The sequence below is a fragment of the uncultured Kordia sp. genome (assembly GCF_947489565.1).
Classification (GTDB): Bacteria; Bacteroidota; Bacteroidia; order Flavobacteriales; family Flavobacteriaceae; genus Kordia.
Map to the genome: position 1 here is coordinate 69,291 of NZ_CANLEA010000010.1, position 20,943 is coordinate 90,233.

Here is a 20,943-nt window from a genome sequence, read left to right on the forward strand (position 1 = left end):
ACGAAATCATCCACAAACACGCCAAACAACACATACCAAAATCAAGCACATTCAGATTTCCCGAATGCGCTCAATTTAGTACATCTTATACCTTTTTCTAAGCAATCGCTTCTTCTGATGCTGTATGAGTTACATCAGAAAGTATTTGAGCATCTTTTTTATAGTCTATCAATCTGCTAAAAAACCATATAAAAGGTTCTGTTTGTCCTTTGAGTTTACAACTTCCATTACATATACTAGCAAGCAATTCTTGAATATCACACGCTTGTAAAGCAGCCATGGAGACTTCAGTATCAAATACGAATGAACAAAAAGAGATATCTTCAGTAGGCAAGGTACTTGTTGTGACAGTTCCTTCTTTGATTAGCATTACAAATGGCTCAGAATCTTCCTCCACTTTTAGGGTGATTTGCAAGTCTGGAGTAGGAAGCTTTTTTGTTGCTATTGATTGTCTAAGATAATTGACAAATCTATCGCTCCAATCGTCTAAATTGAAACGTTCTGTATTGGTAGTTTCAACTTTGTTACGTTTTGATGCAAGTTCAAGATCAACTTCTTTTTCTGCTAATATAAGCGCTTCAAGTGTTTTATCGACATCGGCTTTTGTATGTGCTGCAGAGCAAATAAATCGCAAACGTCCTTTTCCACTTTCCACAATTGGATAGGTTACCGCAGATGTTTGCACACCGCGTTTATATAAACTTTGTACAATAGCGTATAATTTATCTTTATCTTCAAAATGTGGTGTGACAATAGGTCCATCGCCAGTGCCTAAATCATATCCAGCATCTTCAAACTGTGTACGCATATAACGCGTTGTATCCCACAATCGTTCTTGTAATGTAGCATCCGAACGAAGACGTCTTAAAGCGGTAAGCGCAGCTGCCATATCTGCGGGACTTATGGAAGCTTGAAAAATATAAGCTCTCGAAGATGATTTTAAAAGATCAACATGTTCATGATTCGCAGCGACAACTCCACCAAGACTTCCTAAAGCTTTACTCAGTGTAGTCATGATAAAATCTACTTCTTCAGTAACTCCTTGGTCTGCACAAATTCCAGCTCCATTTTCTCCATAAAAACCAAAAGAATGTGCTTCATCTACCAATACAAGCGCATTGTATTTTTTGGCCATCCGTACAATCTCTGCAACTGGTGCTGCGCCTTCTCCCATGCTATATACGCCTTCTAGTACGACTAAAATAGTATTGTATGGAGATACTTCTGATTGCAAAACGGATTCTAAATCCGCAACATTATTATGTTTAAATGTTCGAACAGTTGCACCACAAAGACGTGCTCCATCTACTATAGATGCATGACAAAGTTGATCAATAACAACTACATCATTTTTCCCTAAAAGTCCAGCCACAGCTCCAACATTGGCCGTATATCCCGTAGGAAACAAACATGCACTTGGTTTACCTACCAAATTGGCAAATTCTGTTTCAAATTCTAAATGCTGATTCGTCATTCCGGATGCTGCAGCGGAAGTTCCCATACCTGTTCCGAAGTTTTCTAAAGCACTTAGTGCATTATTCATAACCTCACGATCACGATTTAATCCTAAGTATAAATTAGTGGTCCAAATAATAGCTTCTTGTACCTCATCATTATACGCATCGCCCACAATTCCTTTCGTGGCACTTCCCGTTTTTAAAACTTTTCCATACGGATTTCTACGATTTGTATTTACCATACGCATTACTTCTTGAACTAACTTACTCTTATCCGTCACGCTCCATGCTGTAACTTTTGCGGCTTGAAATGTAGGATGACTCGACTGAATGTGAGATTGAAAAGTTGCCAATGAATCTAGCGTAGTATTGAATTGCTTTTTTGCGGAAACTTCATTCCCACTAACGACAGTAGCAATATAGTTTGAAAGTGTGTGTAGTGTTGGATTTTCGAAAATTACATGCGCCGATAATTTAATAGCTAATGCATTCGAAAGTCTGCTACTAAATTCCAATGTGCTTAGCGAATCTAATCCATAATTCTCAAATGATTCATCAGGTGAGATTTGAATGGAACTGGCTAAATTCAAAATTGTAACAAATTCATTTTTAACGATTTCAGAAATGTTACTTTTTAATTCTTCAGTAGATAATTTTGTCAATTTTTGAAACTCTTTGCCTGTTGTTGATGCAGATGTACAATTATTATCATGCTGTACACTAGAAAGCTTTTTACGATCTAATTTATCATTTGGTAAAAGCGGTAATTTGTCAAGGTAATTTACAACTTGAGGAATCATATATTTTGGCAATCGTTTTGACAAATAAAGTTTTATAGAATCCTTTGTCGGTGACATATCTTTATCCGTTACAACATATACAGCAAGTATTTTTTGTCCAATTCCTCCTTCTATCACTGAAGCTGCGGCAGCTTTAATACCTTTCATTGTTTCGAGAGTGGATTCTATTTCCTCCAATTCAATTCGAAAACCTCTTATTTTCACTTGCTGATCTACACGTCCAAGAAATTCAATGTCTCCATCTTGTAGTCTGCTACACAAATCGCCTGTTTTGTATAATCTTTTATGTGGAATGAGGTCGCTAGGTATTATTTCAACAAATCGTTCTTTTGTTTTTTCTTCATCATATAAATATCCACGTGCGAGTTTGCTTCCCGCAAGGTATAATTCTCCTGCTTCGCCAATCGGTAGAAGCTGTAGATTTTCATCTAAAATATAAGAGTTTGAGTTTTTTACAGACTTTCCTATAGTGACGATTTCAGTATCTTCAAAAAGTTCCTTCACCGTAGAAAATACCGTGTCTTCTGTAGGTCCATAAAAGTTGAATACGCGTGAAACTGATTTTTGGTCAAATACTTGCTTTACCAACGAACGTTTGAGTGCTTCTCCTCCAAAAATGAGTGTTTTTATGCCGCTTGGCAAATCTTCTACGGAAAGTAATGCTTGTACTGAAGACGGAACCATCACACAGGTTCTTACTTCTGCAACTGCTGGAATATGATTTAAATCTAACGCATTTTGGGCCAATATAATTTTTCCGCCTAATGCTAAAGTTCCCATGATTTCCATCACAGAAGTATCAAAACATACCGATGCTGCAGCAAGCATTCCATTCAATTCTGCATCACTAAACAATGCTCGCATCGATTGACTCATCGCAACAGCACTACGATGTTCTACAGCAACACCTTTTGGTTTTCCTGTAGAACCAGAAGTATAAATAATATACGCCAACGCATTCGCACTGGCTTTCACTACAGCACTTTTGTGATTCCCTAAATTATCAATTTGAATTAACTCCGTTGCGTCTTTGCACAGATTGGCAGTTTGTTCAGCATCAACAATAGTGATCACCGCACGAGAATTTTTCAACATGTACTTGATTCTATCTTCAGGGTATGATGGATCTAGTGGAACATACGCACATCCTGCTTGCATCACTCCGATTAAAGCTGCAATAAGTTCCCACGATCTATTCATACAGACTCCTACTAAAGATCCGGGCAAAACGTTACGATGTTTGAGTTCTCCAGCAACTTCATCAACCTTTTCTAACAAGGTTTTATAGTCAATTCTGGTAGTTCCATCTACGATTGCTATTCGTTCTGGGGAAGCTAGCATTTGCTTTTTAATCAATCCGCAAATAGTTGTTTCTAGGTTTTCATCAATATTTTGAATTAATTCATCCATATCATCTTTCTTTATAATTAAGTTGTTTTTTAAAAGTCAGATGGATTGTAGGGAAGTCCAATTATTACTTAGCGATTGTCTAACCAATAATTATAAAATTTTATCTATTATTTTTTAGTGGTATGAATACAGTAATTACTTCGGTTGTTACTAAAATTATGACATAATTATTCCAATTCAAAATAATACCTATGAAACTATAAAAGATCTCGTCAAGAAGAATTTAAAGCAGTATAACAATCTTTGTAAAAACACGTTGTTATATGTATATGAGAATTTTAATTCCTTTACTATTTATTGTCTTTTTATCTGCTTGTTCAGAGCAAAAAAGCACATCATACAAACCCAAAGTATTTACTAAGGTTGATAACATTTCATCGCTTCCAGAGTTACGTCAATTTGTAAAAAGTGTAGATTCAAGTTTGCAAAAATTCATAACAAAATCGCCTAAGTTTTATGGTATGAATAGTAGAAATCTTGTTGCTACATTAAAGCATCGATTGGATTCTATGTTTCCCAATTTCACCTTTATCAAAGAAGATTTTGACGGCAATGGATATACCGATTTGGTCGTGACTGGAGAGTATTATGAAAATGAATTGCTAGTATTGGCAATTATGAATGATGGAAAAGAAAAATATACTGCAATTCCTTTAAATTTAAGATATCATGATGATTTCCCAACCTATCCAAAATTGGTTTACAAAGATCAAATTCCAGTAATTGAACTCTATTCTAGTCATGCTTTTGCGGAACGTTCAGAGAATGGCATTTCCAAAACGACACTCAGGTATAAATTTGGAACCTTTATCGATTATGTAAAACCTTCAAAAGCGTATGAAATTGCTAATATAGAATTTAGAACACATGGTTGCCATGGATATTGTCCCGTTTATGAATTAATTTTAAATGAAAATTCAACTTCAACTTTTAAGGCTAAATATCACAATTTCGGCAAAGAACGTATTGCCGATATAAAAAACGAAGAAGGAGAATTTGAAACCATCATTCGGAAGGAAGATTATATGGAACTATGCAATATCATAAGCTATTTGCAAATAAAGAATTATTACGATGATTATTTTTCTGGTAGCATGCATTCGGCATCTGCTACTTTGAAAGTGCATTTTAAAGATGGAACTACAAAAACGATAGAAGATGATGGAATGGCTGCAACGAACGGTTTAGTATACCTTTACAATAAACTATCTGCCATACGGTTTAATCAAGATTGGAAAGAAATTGATACTGTAAACTAGTTCTTATCTTCCAACATAGGCACAAAACGAAACTCTCCAAATTCTTTTTTAGAAAATTCTTTTTCAGAAATTCTAATGAATAGCGTCATGATTTGTGCTTTATTATTTTCTCCCACAGGAATGACGAGCTTTCCTCCTACTTTTAATTGTGCTAATAAAGGTTTTGGCACATACGGCGCGCCTGCGGTAACCACAATTCCGTCAAAAGGTGCTTGTTCTGGTAAGCCTTTGTAACCATCGCCAAAAATGAGTTTTTTTGGTCTATATCCTAACTTTGGTAAGAATAGACTCGTACGCTTAAACAATTCTTTTTGACGCTCAATACTGTATACTTTGGCTCCTAATTCGAGTAACATCGCTGTTTGATAGCCACTTCCTGTCCCGATTTCTAAAATTTTCGCTCCTTTTTCTATGGCGAGCAATTGTGTTTGAAACGCTACGGTATACGGTTGAGAAATGGTTTGATCGGCGCCAATAGGAAACGCTTTGTCTTGGTACGCGTGTGCTTCAAAACTCGAATCCATAAACAAATGACGTGGAATATTTCGAATTCCATCCAATACTTTTTCATCAGTAATTCCCTTGTTAGCAACTACTTGCGCTAACTGGTTTCGCATTCCTTTATGTTTAAACGAGTCTTTCATCTGTTCGCAAAAATAACAGTATTTTTTATCTAACAACACAAATAATTCATTAAAAATACAAGTTATTGAGTACGAATGCATTTCAACTTACATTCCGCATTCAAACAAAAAAAATAAAAAATAATAGGTTTCCAAGAGAATTGTTTGTTATAAATCTAAGCGTTTTAGAAAAATAAATTATTTTTGTGCAAAACACTTTTTTTATGCTAAAAGCTGGAGTTTTAGGTGCTGGACACTTAGGAAAAATTCATCTTCGTTTATTACAACAATCTTCCAAATACGAACTAGTCGGTTTTTATGATGCAAATCCTGAATATGCAAAGGAAATAGCGGCTGAATTTGGATACACATATTTTGATACGATTGATGCATTGATTGATGCGGTAGATGTAATAGATATTGTAACTCCAACACTTTCTCATCACGAGTGTGCAAAAAAAGCAATTACCAAAGGAAAGCACGTTTTTATAGAAAAACCAATTACCAATACTGTTGCAGAAGCTGAAGAGTTAATTGCTTTATCTAAGGAATACAATGTAAAAGGACAAGTAGGACATGTAGAACGTTTCAATCCTGCATTTACGGCGGTGAAAGATAAAATTAACTCGCCAATGTTTATTGAAACACATCGTTTGGCTGAGTTCAATCCGCGTGGTACAGATGTTCCTGTGGTTTTAGATTTAATGATTCACGATATTGATGCTATTTTAAGTGTGGTAAAATCTAAAGTTGTACAAATTAATGCGAGCGGTGTTTCTGTCATTAGCAATTCGCCTGATATTGCCAATGCGCGTTTGGAATTTGAAAATGGCTGTGTTGCCAATCTGACGTCAAGTCGTATTTCCATGAAAAACATGCGTAAAAGTCGTTTCTTTCAGCGTGATGCTTACATTTCAGTAGATTTCTTGGAGAAAAAAGTGGAAGTGGTAAAAATGAAAGATGCGCCTAAAGTAGCAGACGAATACGCTATGATTCTTCAAAATGCAGAAGGCGTAAAAAAACAAATCTATTTTGAAAATCCTGACATTGATCAAAACAATGCTATCCTAGATGAATTGGAAACGTTTGCAGATGCCATCAACAATGATACAACACCAATTGTTTCCTTAGAGCAAGGAACAGAAGCTTTACGTGTTGCGATTCAAATCATAGAAAAATTCAATAAATAATTTTCAAATGAACATACTAAAACAAACACTCTTGTGCATTTGTCTGTTTACGATAACGTTTGCGTTTTCACAAGAAGAAGAAATAATTCCTGCCAAGAATATAGATTTATCAGCATTTATAAAGGATGCTCAAATCATGAGTAAGGAAAAAGATGCCTTTAAAATGGTTTGGTGGATTCCGTCAAAATATTGGAGATTATCTTTAGAAGACAGCAATATTGTTGATAGTGATCGTGCATATATTGATGAAATGATTGATTCTTTTGGAAAATTCACTTTAGTATGTATTATCAACACTGAAATTAATGCATATGGTAGTTTGGATAAGAAAGAATCTACCGTACGAATCAAAGATCAAAAAGGAACTATTTATAAACCTTTAGACGATAGTCTTGTTCCTGAAGATTTTAAAATGACATTATCCATCATGAAACCTATGATTTCTCAAATGTTAGGACAATTTGGAGAGCAATTAGAATTTCATGTCTTCCCCAAAAAAGCAAAAGACGGAACACTGATCGCGAATCCGTTAAGCAAAGGGAAATTTACAGTACTATTGAACAAAAAAGAATTTGATTTCATGCTTCCACTAAGTTCGATGGTTGAAAAAAAAGTATGTCCAGAAGATGATAAATTATTCAACGGGACTTGGAATTTTTGTCCTATACATGGTAAAAAACTAAAATTACAGACTAAATAAACTATATAATATGAAAAATGTAGCTGTCATCGGAGCAGGAACAATGGGCAATGGAATTGCACACACTTTTGCTCAATTTGGCTTTAAAGTTCAACTAATAGATATCTCTCAAACTTCACTCGATAAAGGAATTGCAACCATTACGAAAAACTTAGATCGTATGGTTTCTAAAGAACGTATTTCTGAAGAAGACAAGCAAAATACCTTAAGCAATATTACCACTTTTACCGATTTGAAAGAAGGTGTTGAGTATGCTGGTTTAGTCGTAGAAGCTGCTACTGAAAATGTAGATTTAAAATTGAAAATATTTAGAGATTTAGACGAATTATGCTCAGAAGATACCATTTTGGCAACCAATACGTCTTCCATTTCTATTACACAAATTGCGGCGGTAACTTCGCGTCCGGAAATGGTGATTGGAATGCACTTTATGAATCCTGTACCAATTATGAAGTTGGTAGAAATTATTCGTGGGTACAATACTTCTGATGAAGTAACAAACACTATCATGGAACTTTCTAAGCAATTGAATAAAGTGCCAACGGAAGTAAATGATTATCCAGGATTTGTAGCCAACAGAATTTTAATGCCAATGATCAACGAATCTATTGAAACGTTGTATAATGGTGTTGCAGGTGTTACAGAGATTGATACGGTAATGAAATTAGGAATGGCACATCCAATGGGACCATTACAATTGGCAGATTTCATCGGACTAGATGTGTGTTTGTCTATATTGAATGTAATGTATGAAGGATTCAAAAATCCAAAATACGCGCCGTGTCCACTATTAGTAAATATGGTAATGGCAGGAAAATTGGGTGTAAAATCTGGAGAAGGATTTTACGATTATGCAGAAAGTAGAAAAGCGGAAAAAGTCGCAAAAATGTTTAGCTAATGATCGATACCAAAACGTATCAACTAACGAGTAAAAAGTATCGAAATATCTTCTTTTTTATTTTTGGAAGAAGTTTGCTACAACTCTTACCATTTTTAATTGTGTGGACGCTATTATTAGGTTGGCAACTCGGTCGTTTGATTGCATTGTACAGTTTGATTGTACTAATTGTTGCAGGTTTTAGTTTTCTCATTTTAACGTTTGTTAAAAACTTAGAACCGTTTTTTTCGGATACACAAGTGCAATTTGATGAAGATACTTTACAAATTACAAGCAATGGCAAAAGTGCTTCTTGGAAAATGGGCGAACTCAAAAATGTAATCATCAAAGAGGATTATTGGCTTATCTATGTTACCAAAACAAAGTATGCATATGTTCCACATAATATATTTTACTCGGAAGACGATTTTAAAAAATTCAAAACTTATATAAACGCTTGAAACAACTCTTAGTTATACTATGTTTGTGTTTGCTTTGTTGTAAACAAACGGAGCAAAAAAGCGTGTCTAAAAACCAAATCAAAAAGACAAATGTATCGCAAGATCCGTTTGTCTTTTTTGATACTTTATTTAAAAAAAATCCAACGTATATCGCCAAAGGTTTTGACTTTCCTGTGGGAAAACCAGATGCAAAAGGCTATTACAATGCACAAAAATTTACGGTAAACGATCATTTAGGTGACGATTGGAACGGAACTGGTGGCGGAAACACCGATTTAGGCGATCCTATTTATGCCATTGGAAATGGATATGTAAAATTTGCTGAAGACTATGGTGGCGGTTGGGGAAATGTCATTCGCATCGTTCACAAATACAAAGGCAACTATTACGAATCCTTATATGCACATTGCGATAAAATTTCTGTAAAAAAAGGTAGCTTTGTAACCAAAGGAATGCAAATTGGCACTATTGGCAATGCTGATGGCGCTTATTATGCACATTTACATTTAGAAATTCGCGACGCCATTTTTATGGAAATCGGTGGCGGATATAGTAAGAATACAAAAGGATTTTTAGATCCTACGAAATTTATCAAATCAAACAGAGAATAACGTGGCAAAAATACAACCATTCAAAGCAGTACGACCAACACGTGACAAAGTAAGTCTTGTCGCAGCACGATCGTATCAAAGTTATACACAAGACCAACGAGAAGCGCGTTTGAATTACAATCCGTTTTCGTTTTTACATATTGTAAATCCTGGGTATAAATATCATAAAGAAATTTCTGGAAAAGAACGCTATGGTTTGGTGCGCAATCGGTATTTGGAGTTTAAAGAAGATGGAATTTTGGTGCAAGATGCATCACCGTGTTTTTATATTTATAGAGTTGTCAATCGCGAACAGCAAGTTTTTACAGGAATTGTCGCTGCAGCAAGTACAGAAGACTATAAAAATAATATCATCAAGAAACATGAAGATACGATAGAATATAGAGAACAGATTTTTAAAGAATATCTGAAAACGGCTGGTTTCAACGCCGAACCTGTGCTCCTCACCTATCCTGATTCTGAAACTATTGGCAACATTTTAGCATCGTATACAAAAACACGTGCCGAATTTGAATTTACCACAACTTATAGAGATACACATTATTTATGGTTGGTTGAAAATACTGATGATATCAAAGCTATTCAGGAAGAATTTACGCGTATGGATGCTATTTATATTGCGGACGGACATCACCGTTCGGCTTCTTCTTTTTTACTAAGTGTCGATGCCAAAAATGAAAATAGTGCGCATACAGGCAAAGAAAGCTACAATTCTTTTATGAGCTATTTGATTCCTGAATCAGAGTTGCGTATTTATGAGTTTAATCGTTTGATTAAAGATTTAAATGGCTTATCAAAAGAACATTTTTTGCTAAAGCTCGATCAAGTATTTCGTATTGAAAATAGAGGTAACGGACTTTATAAACCTTCTAAAAAACATCATTTTAGCATGTATTTAGATGGTGAATTTTATTCGTTATACTTGCGAAAGACAGATTATGAATTTACCGATTCCTTAAGCAAATTAGACACACATATTCTCTTCATTACCATATTGAAACCTATTTTAGGTATTACCGATTTGCGAAACGATAGTCGAATTGATTACGGATATGACAAGCACAATGTCATTGAAATGAAAAACCGAATTGATTCAGGCGAATTTGCTGTTGGTTTCGGACTCGTTCCTGTGAATGTTGATGAAATGAAGCGTATTGCTGACGAAGGCTTAACCATGCCTCCAAAAAGCACGTATATAGAACCTAAATTACGCAGTGGTGTTACTATTTATGAGTTCTAATGTTTAAAAAAACATCAATCATCAATCATCAATCGTTAATCAAAAATCAAATACTAAAAGATTAGAAATGTCTATCAAAGAACAATTAATCAATATAAAATCTTCCTTACCGAAAGAAGTTACCTTAGTTGCTGTTTCCAAAACAAAACCTGTCAGCGATTTACAAGAAGCATATGATGCTGGACAACGTGTGTTTGGTGAAAATAAGATTCAAGAAATGGCAGCAAAATGGGAAGTATTACCCAAAGATATTTCTTGGCATATGATTGGTCATGTACAACGAAATAAAGTCAAATACATGGCTGAGTTTGTAGATTTGATTCATGGTGTAGATAATTTCAAACTTCTAAAAGAAATTGACAAACAGGCAAAAAAACACAATCGCGTCATTGATTGCTTGCTTCAAATAAAAATTGCCGAAGAAGATTCTAAATTTGGAATGTCTGAAGAAGAAGCTACTGCGCTACTTACTTCCAATGAATTTCAAGAACTAGAAAATATCGTCATTGTTGGTGTGATGGGAATGGCAACTTTTACAGACAATCTCACGCAAGTGCGACAAGAGTTTAAAAAACTAAAAGACACCTTCGGTGTTTTACAATCTATTCATGAACGCTTGGAAACTATTTCTATGGGCATGAGTGGCGATTATGAACTCGCTATTGAAGAAGGTAGCAACATGGTGCGTATTGGAAGTAGTATTTTTGGCGCACGAAATTATCCTATATAAGCCATGAATGAGTTTGTTTGCTTCTAAAAATTCAACAAATACCATCATTATTATATTGTAGGAAAAGTAATAAACAGGTATTTACCCGTATTTCATCTATATTTTTTAAAGATTAAGCGTCATTAGATAGCAAACATCCTTAGGATATTTTTATATTTATAGCATAATCTAAAAATTACGCAGATCGTTTGTACGCAATAGTAGACATAGAAACCACAGGTGGAAAATATAATGAAGAAGGAATTACAGAAATTGCTATTTATAGATTTGACGGTCATGAGGTTGTAGATCAATTTATTAGCCTCGTAAATCCTGAACGTGAAATTCAACCTTTTGTGGTAAATTTGACTGGAATTAACAATAAAATGCTTCGCGATGCTCCTAAATTCTACGAAGTTGCCAAGCGAATTGTAGAAATTACACAAGATTGTATCATTGTAGCACACAATGCAAGTTTTGATTACAGAATTCTTCAAATGGAATTTAAACGTCTAGGTTTCGAATACAAACGCAAATCTTTATGTACCGTAGAACTTTCTAAAAAGCTCATTCCAGAAATGGAATCATACAAATTAGGAAAACTAGTTCGCGCATTGGGAATTCCTATGAGTGATAGACATAGAGCTTCTGGCGATGCACTTGCTACGGTAAAGTTATTTCAATTACTGTTGGATAAAGATTCTGAAAAAGATATCATTCAACAAGCTGTCAAAACAGAAATCAAGAAGAAAGTTGCCACACGCCTACTCGATATTTTAGAAAATTTACCTTCTGCCACGGGCGTATATTATATGCACAATAATAAAGGTGAAATTATTTATATCGGGAAAAGTAAGAATATTAAAAAACGTGTCAATCAACATTTCACAGGCACCAATAACAAATCTAAAAAGATTCAAAAACAAGTCGCAGCTGTAACTTTTGAACGTACAGGAAGCGAATTGGTGGCACTTTTAAAAGAAAGTCAAGAAATAAAACTTAAAAAACCCATCTACAATCGTGCGCAACGCAGAACTATTTTTCAATACGGCATGACTTCGCATACAGATGAGTTTGGCTATATTAATTTTCGTTTAGAAAAAGCAGATGGACGCAAAAAGTACATCACTACTTTCACCAATATTTCACAGGCAAAGCATGTCATGTTTAAACTGACAGAAGAATTTGGTTTGTGCCAAAAACTAAACGAACTGTACGCCACTAAAAAGCACTGTTTTCAGTATACTATAAAAGAATGTCAAGGTGCTTGTATTAAGGAAGAAACTCCCGAAAGTTATAATAAACGTGCATTACAAGCTATTGAAAAATACAGTTACTCAAACAAAGATATGTTGATCATTGATCGCGGACGCCATCATGATGAACGCAGTGCCATTTTAATTGAAAATGGCGAATATAAAGGCTATGGTTTTTACAGTCTAAACTATCAAATTACCAATAGAGAAGTTTTAAAAACCATCATTACTCCAATGCAGAATAATAGAGATGTTCAACATATTATTCAGAGTCATCTTCGCCGTAAAAACAAATTTAAGATCATTACCTTATAACACATAATTAGCATTATGAAACCGATGTACCAACTAGTTACCATGTTAAGCGTTCTGTTTTGTCATGGGCAAAATCCAATGAGTATTAAGTTTAATAAAGTATCACAAGAAGAACTTAATATGACTGTTTATGAGAAAGATACGACTGCACACGCCGTAGTGATTGAAGAATACGGAGAAAATTATTTTGATGTTGTGAATGATCGTATTTTTTTAATCAAACATTTTTATGCGAAGATTAAAATTTTAGACAAGCAAGGAATTGAGCAAGCTGCAAAAGTTCAAATTCCGTTTTATAAAGGTAAAAATTCGTATGAAGTCATTAAGAACGTAAAAGCCATTACACACAATTCTGATAAAATTGACCATTTAGGAAAAGATCAGGTGTTTTCGGTAGATATTAATAGCTTTTATGGCGAAAAACGATTCACCTTTCCCAATGTAAAAGTTGGAAGCGTTTTGGAATATCAGTACACGCTTGAATCACCTTTTATTTACAATTTTGAAGGTTGGGATTTTCAATCGGACATTCCAAAAATGTACAGTGAATTTAATGCCAAAATTCCTGCAAACTATCGTTATAACCGAACATTAAAAGGTTTTCAGAAGTTAGCTGTTAATGAAGCATCTGTTACAAAAAGATGTTTTAAAATTCCTGGCATTACTGGCAGAGCTGATTGCGAATTACTTAAATATGCCATGAAAGATATTCCTGCGTTTAAGGAAGAATCATACATGCTTTCAAGAAATAATTATTTGTCTAAAATTGCTTTTGAATTGGCTGAATTTGTTCGTTTTGATGGCGGAAAAGATGTGTATACAAAAACATGGAAAGCCGTTGATAAAGAAATGCGCAAAGACAAAGATATTGGTGCACAAGTGCGAAAAAAAGGGTTCTTTAAGAATCAACTTTCAAAAGAAATTTTAAATGAACCTTCTAAATTAAAAAGAGCACAAAAAGTATACGAATTCATCAAAAATCATTACGCATGGAATGGAGATTATAAATTGTTTCAAGATGCCAATGTGCGACAAGCTTTTCAGAATAAAGTTGGAAATGTTACCGAAATCAATCTTTCGCTAATTAACAGCTTACTCGCAGCAGATATTAAAGCGGAAACTGTCATGCTATCAACACGCGCCAAAGGATTGCCAACACAGAAACATCCTGTAATGTCTGATTTTAATTATGTAATTGCCAAAGTTACGATCGGTGAAGAAACCTTCTTTTTAGATGCTACAGAAAAGTTGCTTTCATTTGGATTGTTGCCAATTCGTGCTTTAAATTATAATGGACGCGCCATGGATTTTAAAAATCCAAGTTATTGGTGTACCATCAATCCATATCCAGAAAATCGCCAAAATACGACTGTCACTATTATTGTAGATGAAGAAGGTGTAGCCAAAGGAAAATTGACGGAAGTAAATACCGGATATTTAGCATACAGCAAACGTGAAGAATTGGCATCGCAAAGTACCGAAGATTATTTGGACGATTTTGAAGAAAGTTTGCCGTTTTTGGAGGTTGAAAAGTATGAAGCACAAGAACGCACCAATGTTGACAAACCGCTAAAAGAAGTATTTACGCTAGCATTTGATGAAGAAGGTTTCTCAAGTGGAGAAACCTATATTGATCCGTTTTTCACCAAAGTATTTTCAAAAAATCCGTTCCGTTTGAACGAACGTCAATATCCTGTAGATTTTGCATTTTCGCGTGTACATACCACACGTTTTTTGTTATCATTACCTCCAAATTATGAATTTGTAAACATTCCAGAGAACCAAAATTTTACTTTGGCCGATGGAAAAGCAGTTTGTGGTTTAAAAGTGATACAACAAAACGGACAATTAAATCTAACTTTTAAGCTTATTTTAAACAGTTTTTACTTTGAACCTGAAGAATATCAGGAATTGAAAGATTTTTTTAGTAAATTATCCATCCTCCAAAAAAACACACGATTGGCCATTAAAAAGAAACTAGGTTAATATTATTCTTTATTTATGAAATATTTATGTGTGTGCATTTTATGCATCGTATCATTCCAAACTTTTGGGCAAAATCCATTTGAAGAACAGTTTAATAAAGTATCTGAGCAAGAACTCAGTATGACAGTGTATTCAAAAGATACCAATGCCGCAGCGGTGGTTTTGAATGAACAAGGAAACAAAACTTTTGAATATGTAGAAGAAGCTAATGATATTTACACAACTCTTCATTATTATTCTAAAATCAAAATTCTATCCACAGAAGGTTTAGAAGAAGCCAATATTACCATTCCGCATATAGGATCGGAAAAAGTAATTCATATAAAAGGAATTACACACAATCCGGATGGTTCTTCAAATTTAGAGGAAACTCAAATTATAAAAAACAATGTTTCTGGAAGTATTTCAGAGGTAAAACTATTGCTTCCTAATGTAAAAGTTGGAAGTGTCATTGAATATCAATACAGTCTTGTATCTCCATACGCGTTTGCTTTTAGACCTTGGATGTTTCAAGCTACCATTCCGAAAGTACGCTCTGAATTTAATGCAAAAATTCCATCGAATTATAAATTCCTCAGATCGCTCAAAGGACAATTAAAACTTGATGTGAACAAGGCTTTTGCGCTTAAGAATTGTTTTAAAATTCCAGAATTAAGCGATGCAGGTTCTTGTGAGGTATTGCGCTATGTAATGCTCAATGTTCCTGCTTTTAAAGAAGAACAATATTCCTTATCATATCAAAATTATATCGCTAGAATTGAATTTGATCTTGCAGAGTATCGAAGTTTCCGTTTGTATGGCATTGGAAGTTACGGATATACAGATACTTGGGCAAAGTTTGATGCTGCCATCAATGAAGATCATGATAATATCAAATCCATTCTAAAAAAACCGATGTTCAAAGGATTTCTTCCTAAAGAAATTTTAGCAATCAAACCTTCTTTAGAAAAAGCAACCAAAATATACGAATTCATCAGAGATCATTATACGTTTAGTGGTGAACTTGGCGGACTTAGTGAAAATGAGCTTAGAAAAGCGTTTCGAAAAAAACGAGGCAACGCAACAGAAATCAATTTATCATTAATGAATGCTTTGCAAGCTGCTGGAGTTCATGCAGAAGTATTGTTATTATCTACACGAGATCATGGCATTCCGACTCAGAAGTATCCAGAAATGAGTGATTTCAATTATATCATTGTAAAAACTATTGTCAATGGAAATGTGTACTTTTTAGATGCTACTGACAAAAATGCTCCTTTTGGTATTTTGCCTTTGAGAGCGTTGAATTACAAAGGAAGAGCTCTTGATTTTGTGGCAGAAAGTTACTGGGAAACAATTTCTCCAAATCCTATAAATAAATTTATCACATCGATCAGCATACAATTTGATGAAGAAGGTGCAATTAAAGGTCGATTCACAAACATGTCTACAGGACACATAGCTTTGCGTCACAGAACGGTTGCAGATACAACACGTGTTGAAGATTATTTAAATATCATAGAAACCGAATATCCCGATTTGGAAATCACCAATTATAAAGTCCTCGATAAAGAAACGCCCGAACTTCCGTTAAGAGAATCTTTTGAATTTACTATTGATAAAGAATTTACGAATGATGCTTTATTTTTAGATCCTTTCTTATTTAAAATCTTTCCTAAGAATCCGTTTACACTAGAAAAACGCGAATATCCTGTAGATTTTGCATATCCAAGAATGTATACTACGCGTTTTGTAGTTTCACTTCCTGCAAATTATTCTTTTGAAAATTTACCCAAAGATCAACTCTTTGAAATGCCAGAAAAGAAAGCTGCGTACAAACTTACGACAGTCGAAAAAGATGGAAAACTCAATATGACGTTTACATTAATGATCAATGAGTTTCACTATCTTACTGACGAATATGAAGTCTTAAAATCGTTCTTTAGAGATGTCGTAAAAATTCAAAAAAATACACTTTTAACCATTAAGAAAAAGAATTCCTAAATTAATAGTATTTTAGCAGCATGGCGAAACATTGGAAATCGAAACTTCACGAAATTATTTATGAAGCTGACACACCTGCGGGAAAACTATTTGATGTAGTTATTTTAGTGTTGATTTTGGCTAGTATTGCATTGGTAATGCTAGAAAGTGTGAATGATTTTGCTTTGCAGTATGGAAATTTTCTCTTTATAGCAGAATGGATCATTACGATATTATTTACGTTTGAATACTTTGCCAGAATTATTTCGATTCGAAAACCTTCACAATATATTTTTAGCTTTTATGGAATTATTGATTTTCTATCTACAATTCCGATGTATTTGTCCTTCTTTATCGTGGGTTCTCAATCATTAATTGCCTTACGAGCACTGCGCCTAATGCGTGTTTTTAGAATTTTAAAACTAGCGCGTTATATTGGCGAATCGAACAATATCATGCGAGCATTAAAGTCTAGTAGAATTAAAATAGGTGTTTTTATCATGTTTATTTTAATTCTCTGTACCATTTTGGGTTCTGTTATGTATTTGATAGAAAGTGAAAAAGACAGCGGTTTTACAAGCATTCCGCGAAGTATTTATTGGGCCATTGTGACCTTGACGACTGTGGGTTATGGTGACATTGCTCCGCATACTCCTTTGGGACAGTTTATTGCCTCTATCATTATGATTTTGGGTTACGGAATTATTGCTGTTCCTACGGGAATTGTTACGGCTGAATTGGCTACGATGGAAAAAGAAGAAATTCATCTCAATACACAATCATGCCCAAATTGTTCTGCGGAAGGACACAGAGATAATGCCGAATTTTGTTTTGATTGTGGTGAAAAATTGAATCCTAAAAAAACTGATTAATCCTTTTTTGATGACAAACTATTTAATTTCTGTTGTCGGTGCTACTGCCATTGGAAAAACAGCGCTGAGTATAAAACTCGCACAACATTTTAAGGCAGAAATTATTTCTTGCGATTCCAGACAGTTTTTTAAAGAAATGGAAATTGGTACTGCTGTTCCTTCTGCGGAAGAGTTAGGTGCTGCAAAACACCATTTTATTCAGCATATCAGTATTTTTGACGATTATAATGTAGGACAGTTTGAAAAAGACGCCATTGCAAAGCTAGACACGTTGTTTCAAAAACACAATATTGTAATCATGGTTGGCGGAAGCGGATTGTATGTAGATGCCGTGATTAAAGGTCTGGACGATTTTCCAAAAGTTGATCCTACAATTAGAGAAAACCTAAATAATCAGCTTGAAACTGCTGGCATTGCGTCTTTACAAGAAATGTTGCTCAAGCTCGATCCTGTGTATTATGAACGTGTTGCGCTTGAAAATCCGCATCGTTTGATACGCGCTTTGGAAATTTGTATTGGAAGCGGTAAACCGTATTCTAGCTTTTTGAAAGATAAAACGGCTACTCGAAATTTTACAGCGATCAAAGTTGGACTTACTGCCGAACGTGAGATTATGTACGATCGTATCAATCGACGTGTAGACATTATGATGAACGAAGGTTTGCTAGAAGAAGCAACAGCGTTGTATCCGCATAAAGCGTTGAATGCTTTACAAACTGTTGGTTATCGTGAGCTTTTTGAATATATGGACGGAAATTGCACGTTGGAATTCGCCGTGAGCGAGATTCAGAAAAATACACGCCGTTTTGCCAAACGACAAGGAACTTGGTTCCGAAGAGATGAAACTACTTTATGGTTTGATTATGAAGAAGATATAAAAACGATTGTGGAGAAAATTGAAGGTAGACTTTCTTAGACTTTCTTAGACTTTCTTAGACTTGTTAGATTATCTGAACGTTAGTTCGAGTGAAATTTTGAAAAAATTTAGTATCGAGAACAGCTAAGATTTAAAGAATTCTTCTCGATGCAACTTTTCTTTATTTCGACTGTGTTCAATATGACAAAAAATCACTAAAACTAATTATTAAAAAACATTACCAAAACCAAAGACCCAAAACCAAAGACCAAAAACCCATGAACCAAGAAATACAAACACTCGTAGAAAGCTTACAATTATTACCACATCCGGAAGGCGGATTTTATAAAGAAGTATACCGCAGTGAAAAAGTGATTGCTAAAGCTGCCTTACCAGATAATTTTTCTGGAGATCGCAGCTATTGTACAAGTATTTATTTTTTATTGACTTCTGAGAATTTTTCAGCATTTCACAGAATTAAACAAGATGAAATTTGGCATTTTTATGGTGGAAGTTCACTCAGCGTTCATGTAATTGATCAAAATGGAGATTATATAGAACATAAAGTCGGAATGAATTTTAGTCAAGGAGAACAGCCACAATTAGTGGTTCCGGCGGGTTGTTGGTTCGCATCAAGTGTTTCACAAAAAGATTCATACGCGTTTGTAGGTTGTACAGTAGCACCAGGATTCGATTTTGAAGATTTCGAATTGGCAGAACGTACAAGCTTACAACAGGAATATCCGCAACATGCAGACATTATTCACAAATTAACACGCTAATTTTTTAGAAAATATATTAGTTTTTTAGAATTGACTTTGTCGTATCTGTTCCTAAAACTTTTGCATAATACATTCCAGCTGGATATCCTTTTAAACTGATAGCGTTGTCCATGTTTGAAATTTCTTTTGAAAATAAACGCATGCCTAAAGCATTAAATATTTCAACAGTTATAGAAGCCTGCATATTGTCATTTTTTACATAAACAACATCATTCGTTGGATTTGGATACATTGCAAATGTTCCGTTAACTTCATTTTCATCTACACTTAAGATAACATTGCTTTGTTCTGGTAACACGGAATAGAATAATGATTCATCACTGAGTTGATTGAGTGTGGATTTACCTAATATCATTAATTCTCCACTTGCATTCAAATTCATTTCTAGCGGATACATTTTTCTACGTTCTGTTTCTGAAGGATTCCAACTTCCATCTCCGTAAAAAGAAGTATCCAAATTTCCACTGCTTGTCAATTTTCGAAGTTGAAAATCAAATAATTTCACAGCAATATATACTTCTTGCGTTGGAGAAACTGCCATAGATACTCTTGGCGAGAAGAAGTCGTCTATAAAATATTCTCCATTCCCATTAAATGTATTGTCATAAGCTCCATTGGCATTCATTTTAAAAATAAAACGATTGGTATTACTTCCACTTCCAGGGTTGCATCCAACACAGTATTTTGTAGCTAATATAAATATAGTATCATCAGTGTTGATATGAAATTCACTCGCATAATATTCAAAACTAGTACTTCCTGAGCTGTATTCATAGATTCCATTACCACTGCCATAGGTTGTATCTGGTTGGCCGTTATCTGTGAATCTGACGAGTAATATGCTATATTCTGTATTGGCAAGCGTCATTATTTTACCATCAGGAAGTATATTCATGTCACTTATATAATTGTTATCAGAACTATTTCCAAGATCTGTAACACTTATTCCGTCAAGATTGAAAGTAGTATCATACGTTCCATCATCGTTTAATTTAATAATTGCTAATTGACTAACAGTGCTTGTAGAAATAGTACCTCCGACAAAAATTTCATCATTATCATCAACTATAATTTTATAGGCAGTGTTTGAATATCCATTATCAATTTCTAATACACCATCAGTATTAAAACTTGTATCTAATGTTCCATTCTGATTCAATCGAATCACAAATAAATTTCGATGTGTAAATGATTCTGCAGCATAGCCTGTTACCAATATTTTTCCGTTGGCATCGATCGCAATATCAATGCCTCTTTGATATATCATTGATCCAAAATCGTAGGTGAAAATACCATCAGTTCCGAAGGAAGTATCTAAAACTCCGTTTGGCATGTATTTTATTGTAACAATTTCTTCGTAGTTGGTATTATTATTGTCTAGTTTTCCCGTAGCATAGATATTTCCCGTACCATCAGTAGTAAAGGCATAATTCCATAAATCATAACCATTAACACTAGTTTTTATAAAATTATATGTATCTAAATCTTGAGAGAATAAAGGACTTGACCCTATTAAAAAGATAGTTAATAGTAAGTAGTATTTTTTCATAGCAATCAGTTTCGTTAAAGGTACTAAA

The 20,943-nt window shown here is 34.3% G+C and carries 17 protein-coding genes; 14 read left to right on the forward strand and 3 right to left on the reverse strand.

Translation table 11 applies throughout. The features are described from left to right. Positions 1–97: 97 nt before the first annotated feature. Positions 98–3,667: an amino acid adenylation domain-containing protein gene (locus tag Q0845_RS14725; protein ID WP_298514635.1), complete on the reverse strand. Its 3,570-nt coding sequence runs from the start codon at positions 3,665–3,667 to the stop codon at positions 98–100. A gap of 263 nt (positions 3,668–3,930) precedes the next feature. Between Q0845_RS14725 and Q0845_RS14730 the strand changes: the two genes are divergently transcribed. Continuing rightward, entirely contained in the window at positions 3,931–4,926 is a 996-nt protein-coding gene (locus tag Q0845_RS14730) for a DUF6438 domain-containing protein (RefSeq protein ID WP_298514638.1), read from the forward strand. Here the strand turns inward: Q0845_RS14730 and Q0845_RS14735 are convergent. Beyond that, entirely contained in the window at positions 4,923–5,570 is a 648-nt protein-coding gene (locus tag Q0845_RS14735; RefSeq protein WP_298514640.1) for a protein-L-isoaspartate(D-aspartate) O-methyltransferase, read from the reverse strand. The two genes, Q0845_RS14730 and Q0845_RS14735, sit on opposite strands and share 4 nt — an antisense overlap. A 203-nt stretch (positions 5,571–5,773) precedes the next feature. Here Q0845_RS14735 and Q0845_RS14740 point away from each other — a divergent pair, with 203 nt between their 5' ends. From Q0845_RS14740 to Q0845_RS14800, 13 genes are all read left to right on the forward strand, one after another. Further along, positions 5,774–6,739: a Gfo/Idh/MocA family oxidoreductase gene (locus Q0845_RS14740; protein WP_298514665.1), complete on the forward strand. Its 966-nt coding sequence runs from the start codon at positions 5,774–5,776 to the stop codon at positions 6,737–6,739. A gap of 7 nt (positions 6,740–6,746) precedes the next feature. Next, complete coding sequence (locus Q0845_RS14745; RefSeq protein ID WP_298514668.1) at positions 6,747–7,439, forward strand: hypothetical protein; 693 nt, start codon at positions 6,747–6,749, stop codon at positions 7,437–7,439. A gap of 10 nt (positions 7,440–7,449) precedes the next feature. Next, positions 7,450–8,337: a 3-hydroxybutyryl-CoA dehydrogenase gene (locus Q0845_RS14750; protein WP_298514672.1), complete on the forward strand. Its 888-nt coding sequence runs from the start codon at positions 7,450–7,452 to the stop codon at positions 8,335–8,337. Beyond that, positions 8,337–8,777 carry a YcxB family protein gene (locus Q0845_RS14755; RefSeq protein ID WP_298514674.1) on the forward strand — a complete coding sequence of 147 codons (441 nt, stop codon included), beginning with the start codon at positions 8,337–8,339 and terminating at the stop codon, positions 8,775–8,777. Before Q0845_RS14750 ends, Q0845_RS14755 begins: the two co-directional genes overlap by 1 nt. Positions 8,778–8,839: 62 nt before the next feature. Beyond that, complete coding sequence (locus tag Q0845_RS14760; protein WP_298514676.1) at positions 8,840–9,388, forward strand: M23 family metallopeptidase; 549 nt, start codon at positions 8,840–8,842, stop codon at positions 9,386–9,388. A gap of 1 nt (position 9,389) precedes the next feature. Continuing rightward, positions 9,390–10,628 (forward strand): DUF1015 domain-containing protein, encoded by a 1,239-nt coding sequence (locus Q0845_RS14765; protein ID WP_298514679.1) that lies wholly within the window; start codon positions 9,390–9,392, stop codon positions 10,626–10,628. Between the two features lie 67 nt (positions 10,629–10,695). After that, positions 10,696–11,358, forward strand: a complete 663-nt coding sequence (locus Q0845_RS14770) for a YggS family pyridoxal phosphate-dependent enzyme (RefSeq protein ID WP_298514681.1) — start codon at positions 10,696–10,698, stop codon at positions 11,356–11,358. Positions 11,359–11,546: 188 nt separating this feature from the next. Then, complete coding sequence (locus Q0845_RS14775; RefSeq protein ID WP_298514684.1) at positions 11,547–12,908, forward strand: exonuclease domain-containing protein; 1,362 nt, start codon at positions 11,547–11,549, stop codon at positions 12,906–12,908. 15 nt (positions 12,909–12,923) lie between these two features. Then, a complete protein-coding gene (locus Q0845_RS14780; RefSeq protein ID WP_298514687.1) occupies positions 12,924–14,894 on the forward strand; it encodes a DUF3857 domain-containing protein in 1,971 nt (656 codons plus the stop codon). A gap of 30 nt (positions 14,895–14,924) precedes the next feature. Beyond that, a complete protein-coding gene (locus Q0845_RS14785; RefSeq protein ID WP_298514689.1) occupies positions 14,925–16,877 on the forward strand; it encodes a DUF3857 domain-containing protein in 1,953 nt (650 codons plus the stop codon). A 20-nt stretch (positions 16,878–16,897) separates the two neighbouring features. Further along, positions 16,898–17,728: an ion transporter gene (locus tag Q0845_RS14790; protein ID WP_298514693.1), complete on the forward strand. Its 831-nt coding sequence runs from the start codon at positions 16,898–16,900 to the stop codon at positions 17,726–17,728. Positions 17,729–17,738: 10 nt separating this feature from the next. Beyond that, the gene (gene miaA / locus Q0845_RS14795) at positions 17,739–18,644 is read left to right on the forward strand and encodes a tRNA (adenosine(37)-N6)-dimethylallyltransferase MiaA (protein WP_298514696.1); all 906 of its coding nucleotides are present in this window, start codon (positions 17,739–17,741) and stop codon (positions 18,642–18,644) included. 218 nt (positions 18,645–18,862) lie between these two features. Then, positions 18,863–19,366: a cupin domain-containing protein gene (locus Q0845_RS14800; RefSeq protein WP_298514699.1), complete on the forward strand. Its 504-nt coding sequence runs from the start codon at positions 18,863–18,865 to the stop codon at positions 19,364–19,366. Between the two features lie 16 nt (positions 19,367–19,382). On the opposite strand, the gene Q0845_RS14805 is transcribed toward Q0845_RS14800, so the two are convergent. Then, a complete protein-coding gene (locus Q0845_RS14805; RefSeq protein ID WP_298514702.1) occupies positions 19,383–20,915 on the reverse strand; it encodes a T9SS type A sorting domain-containing protein in 1,533 nt (510 codons plus the stop codon). Positions 20,916–20,943: the final 28 nt, after the last annotated feature.

Coding starts and splice junctions, on each gene's coding strand:
- Q0845_RS14725 (WP_298514635.1), bottom strand. CDS start 3,667: ATGGATGAATTAATTCAAAATATTGATGAAAACCTAGAAACAACTATT.
- Q0845_RS14730 (WP_298514638.1), top strand. CDS start 3,931: ATGTATATGAGAATTTTAATTCCTTTACTATTTATTGTCTTTTTATCT.
- Q0845_RS14735 (WP_298514640.1), bottom strand. CDS start 5,570: ATGAAAGACTCGTTTAAACATAAAGGAATGCGAAACCAGTTAGCGCAA.
- Q0845_RS14740 (WP_298514665.1), top strand. CDS start 5,774: ATGCTAAAAGCTGGAGTTTTAGGTGCTGGACACTTAGGAAAAATTCAT.
- Q0845_RS14745 (WP_298514668.1), top strand. CDS start 6,747: ATGAACATACTAAAACAAACACTCTTGTGCATTTGTCTGTTTACGATA.
- Q0845_RS14750 (WP_298514672.1), top strand. CDS start 7,450: ATGAAAAATGTAGCTGTCATCGGAGCAGGAACAATGGGCAATGGAATT.
- Q0845_RS14755 (WP_298514674.1), top strand. CDS start 8,337: ATGATCGATACCAAAACGTATCAACTAACGAGTAAAAAGTATCGAAAT.
- Q0845_RS14770 (WP_298514681.1), top strand. CDS start 10,696: ATGTCTATCAAAGAACAATTAATCAATATAAAATCTTCCTTACCGAAA.
- Q0845_RS14780 (WP_298514687.1), top strand. CDS start 12,924: ATGAAACCGATGTACCAACTAGTTACCATGTTAAGCGTTCTGTTTTGT.
- Q0845_RS14790 (WP_298514693.1), top strand. CDS start 16,898: ATGGCGAAACATTGGAAATCGAAACTTCACGAAATTATTTATGAAGCT.
- miaA (WP_298514696.1), top strand. CDS start 17,739: ATGACAAACTATTTAATTTCTGTTGTCGGTGCTACTGCCATTGGAAAA.
- Q0845_RS14800 (WP_298514699.1), top strand. CDS start 18,863: ATGAACCAAGAAATACAAACACTCGTAGAAAGCTTACAATTATTACCA.
- Q0845_RS14805 (WP_298514702.1), bottom strand. CDS start 20,915: ATGAAAAAATACTACTTACTATTAACTATCTTTTTAATAGGGTCAAGT.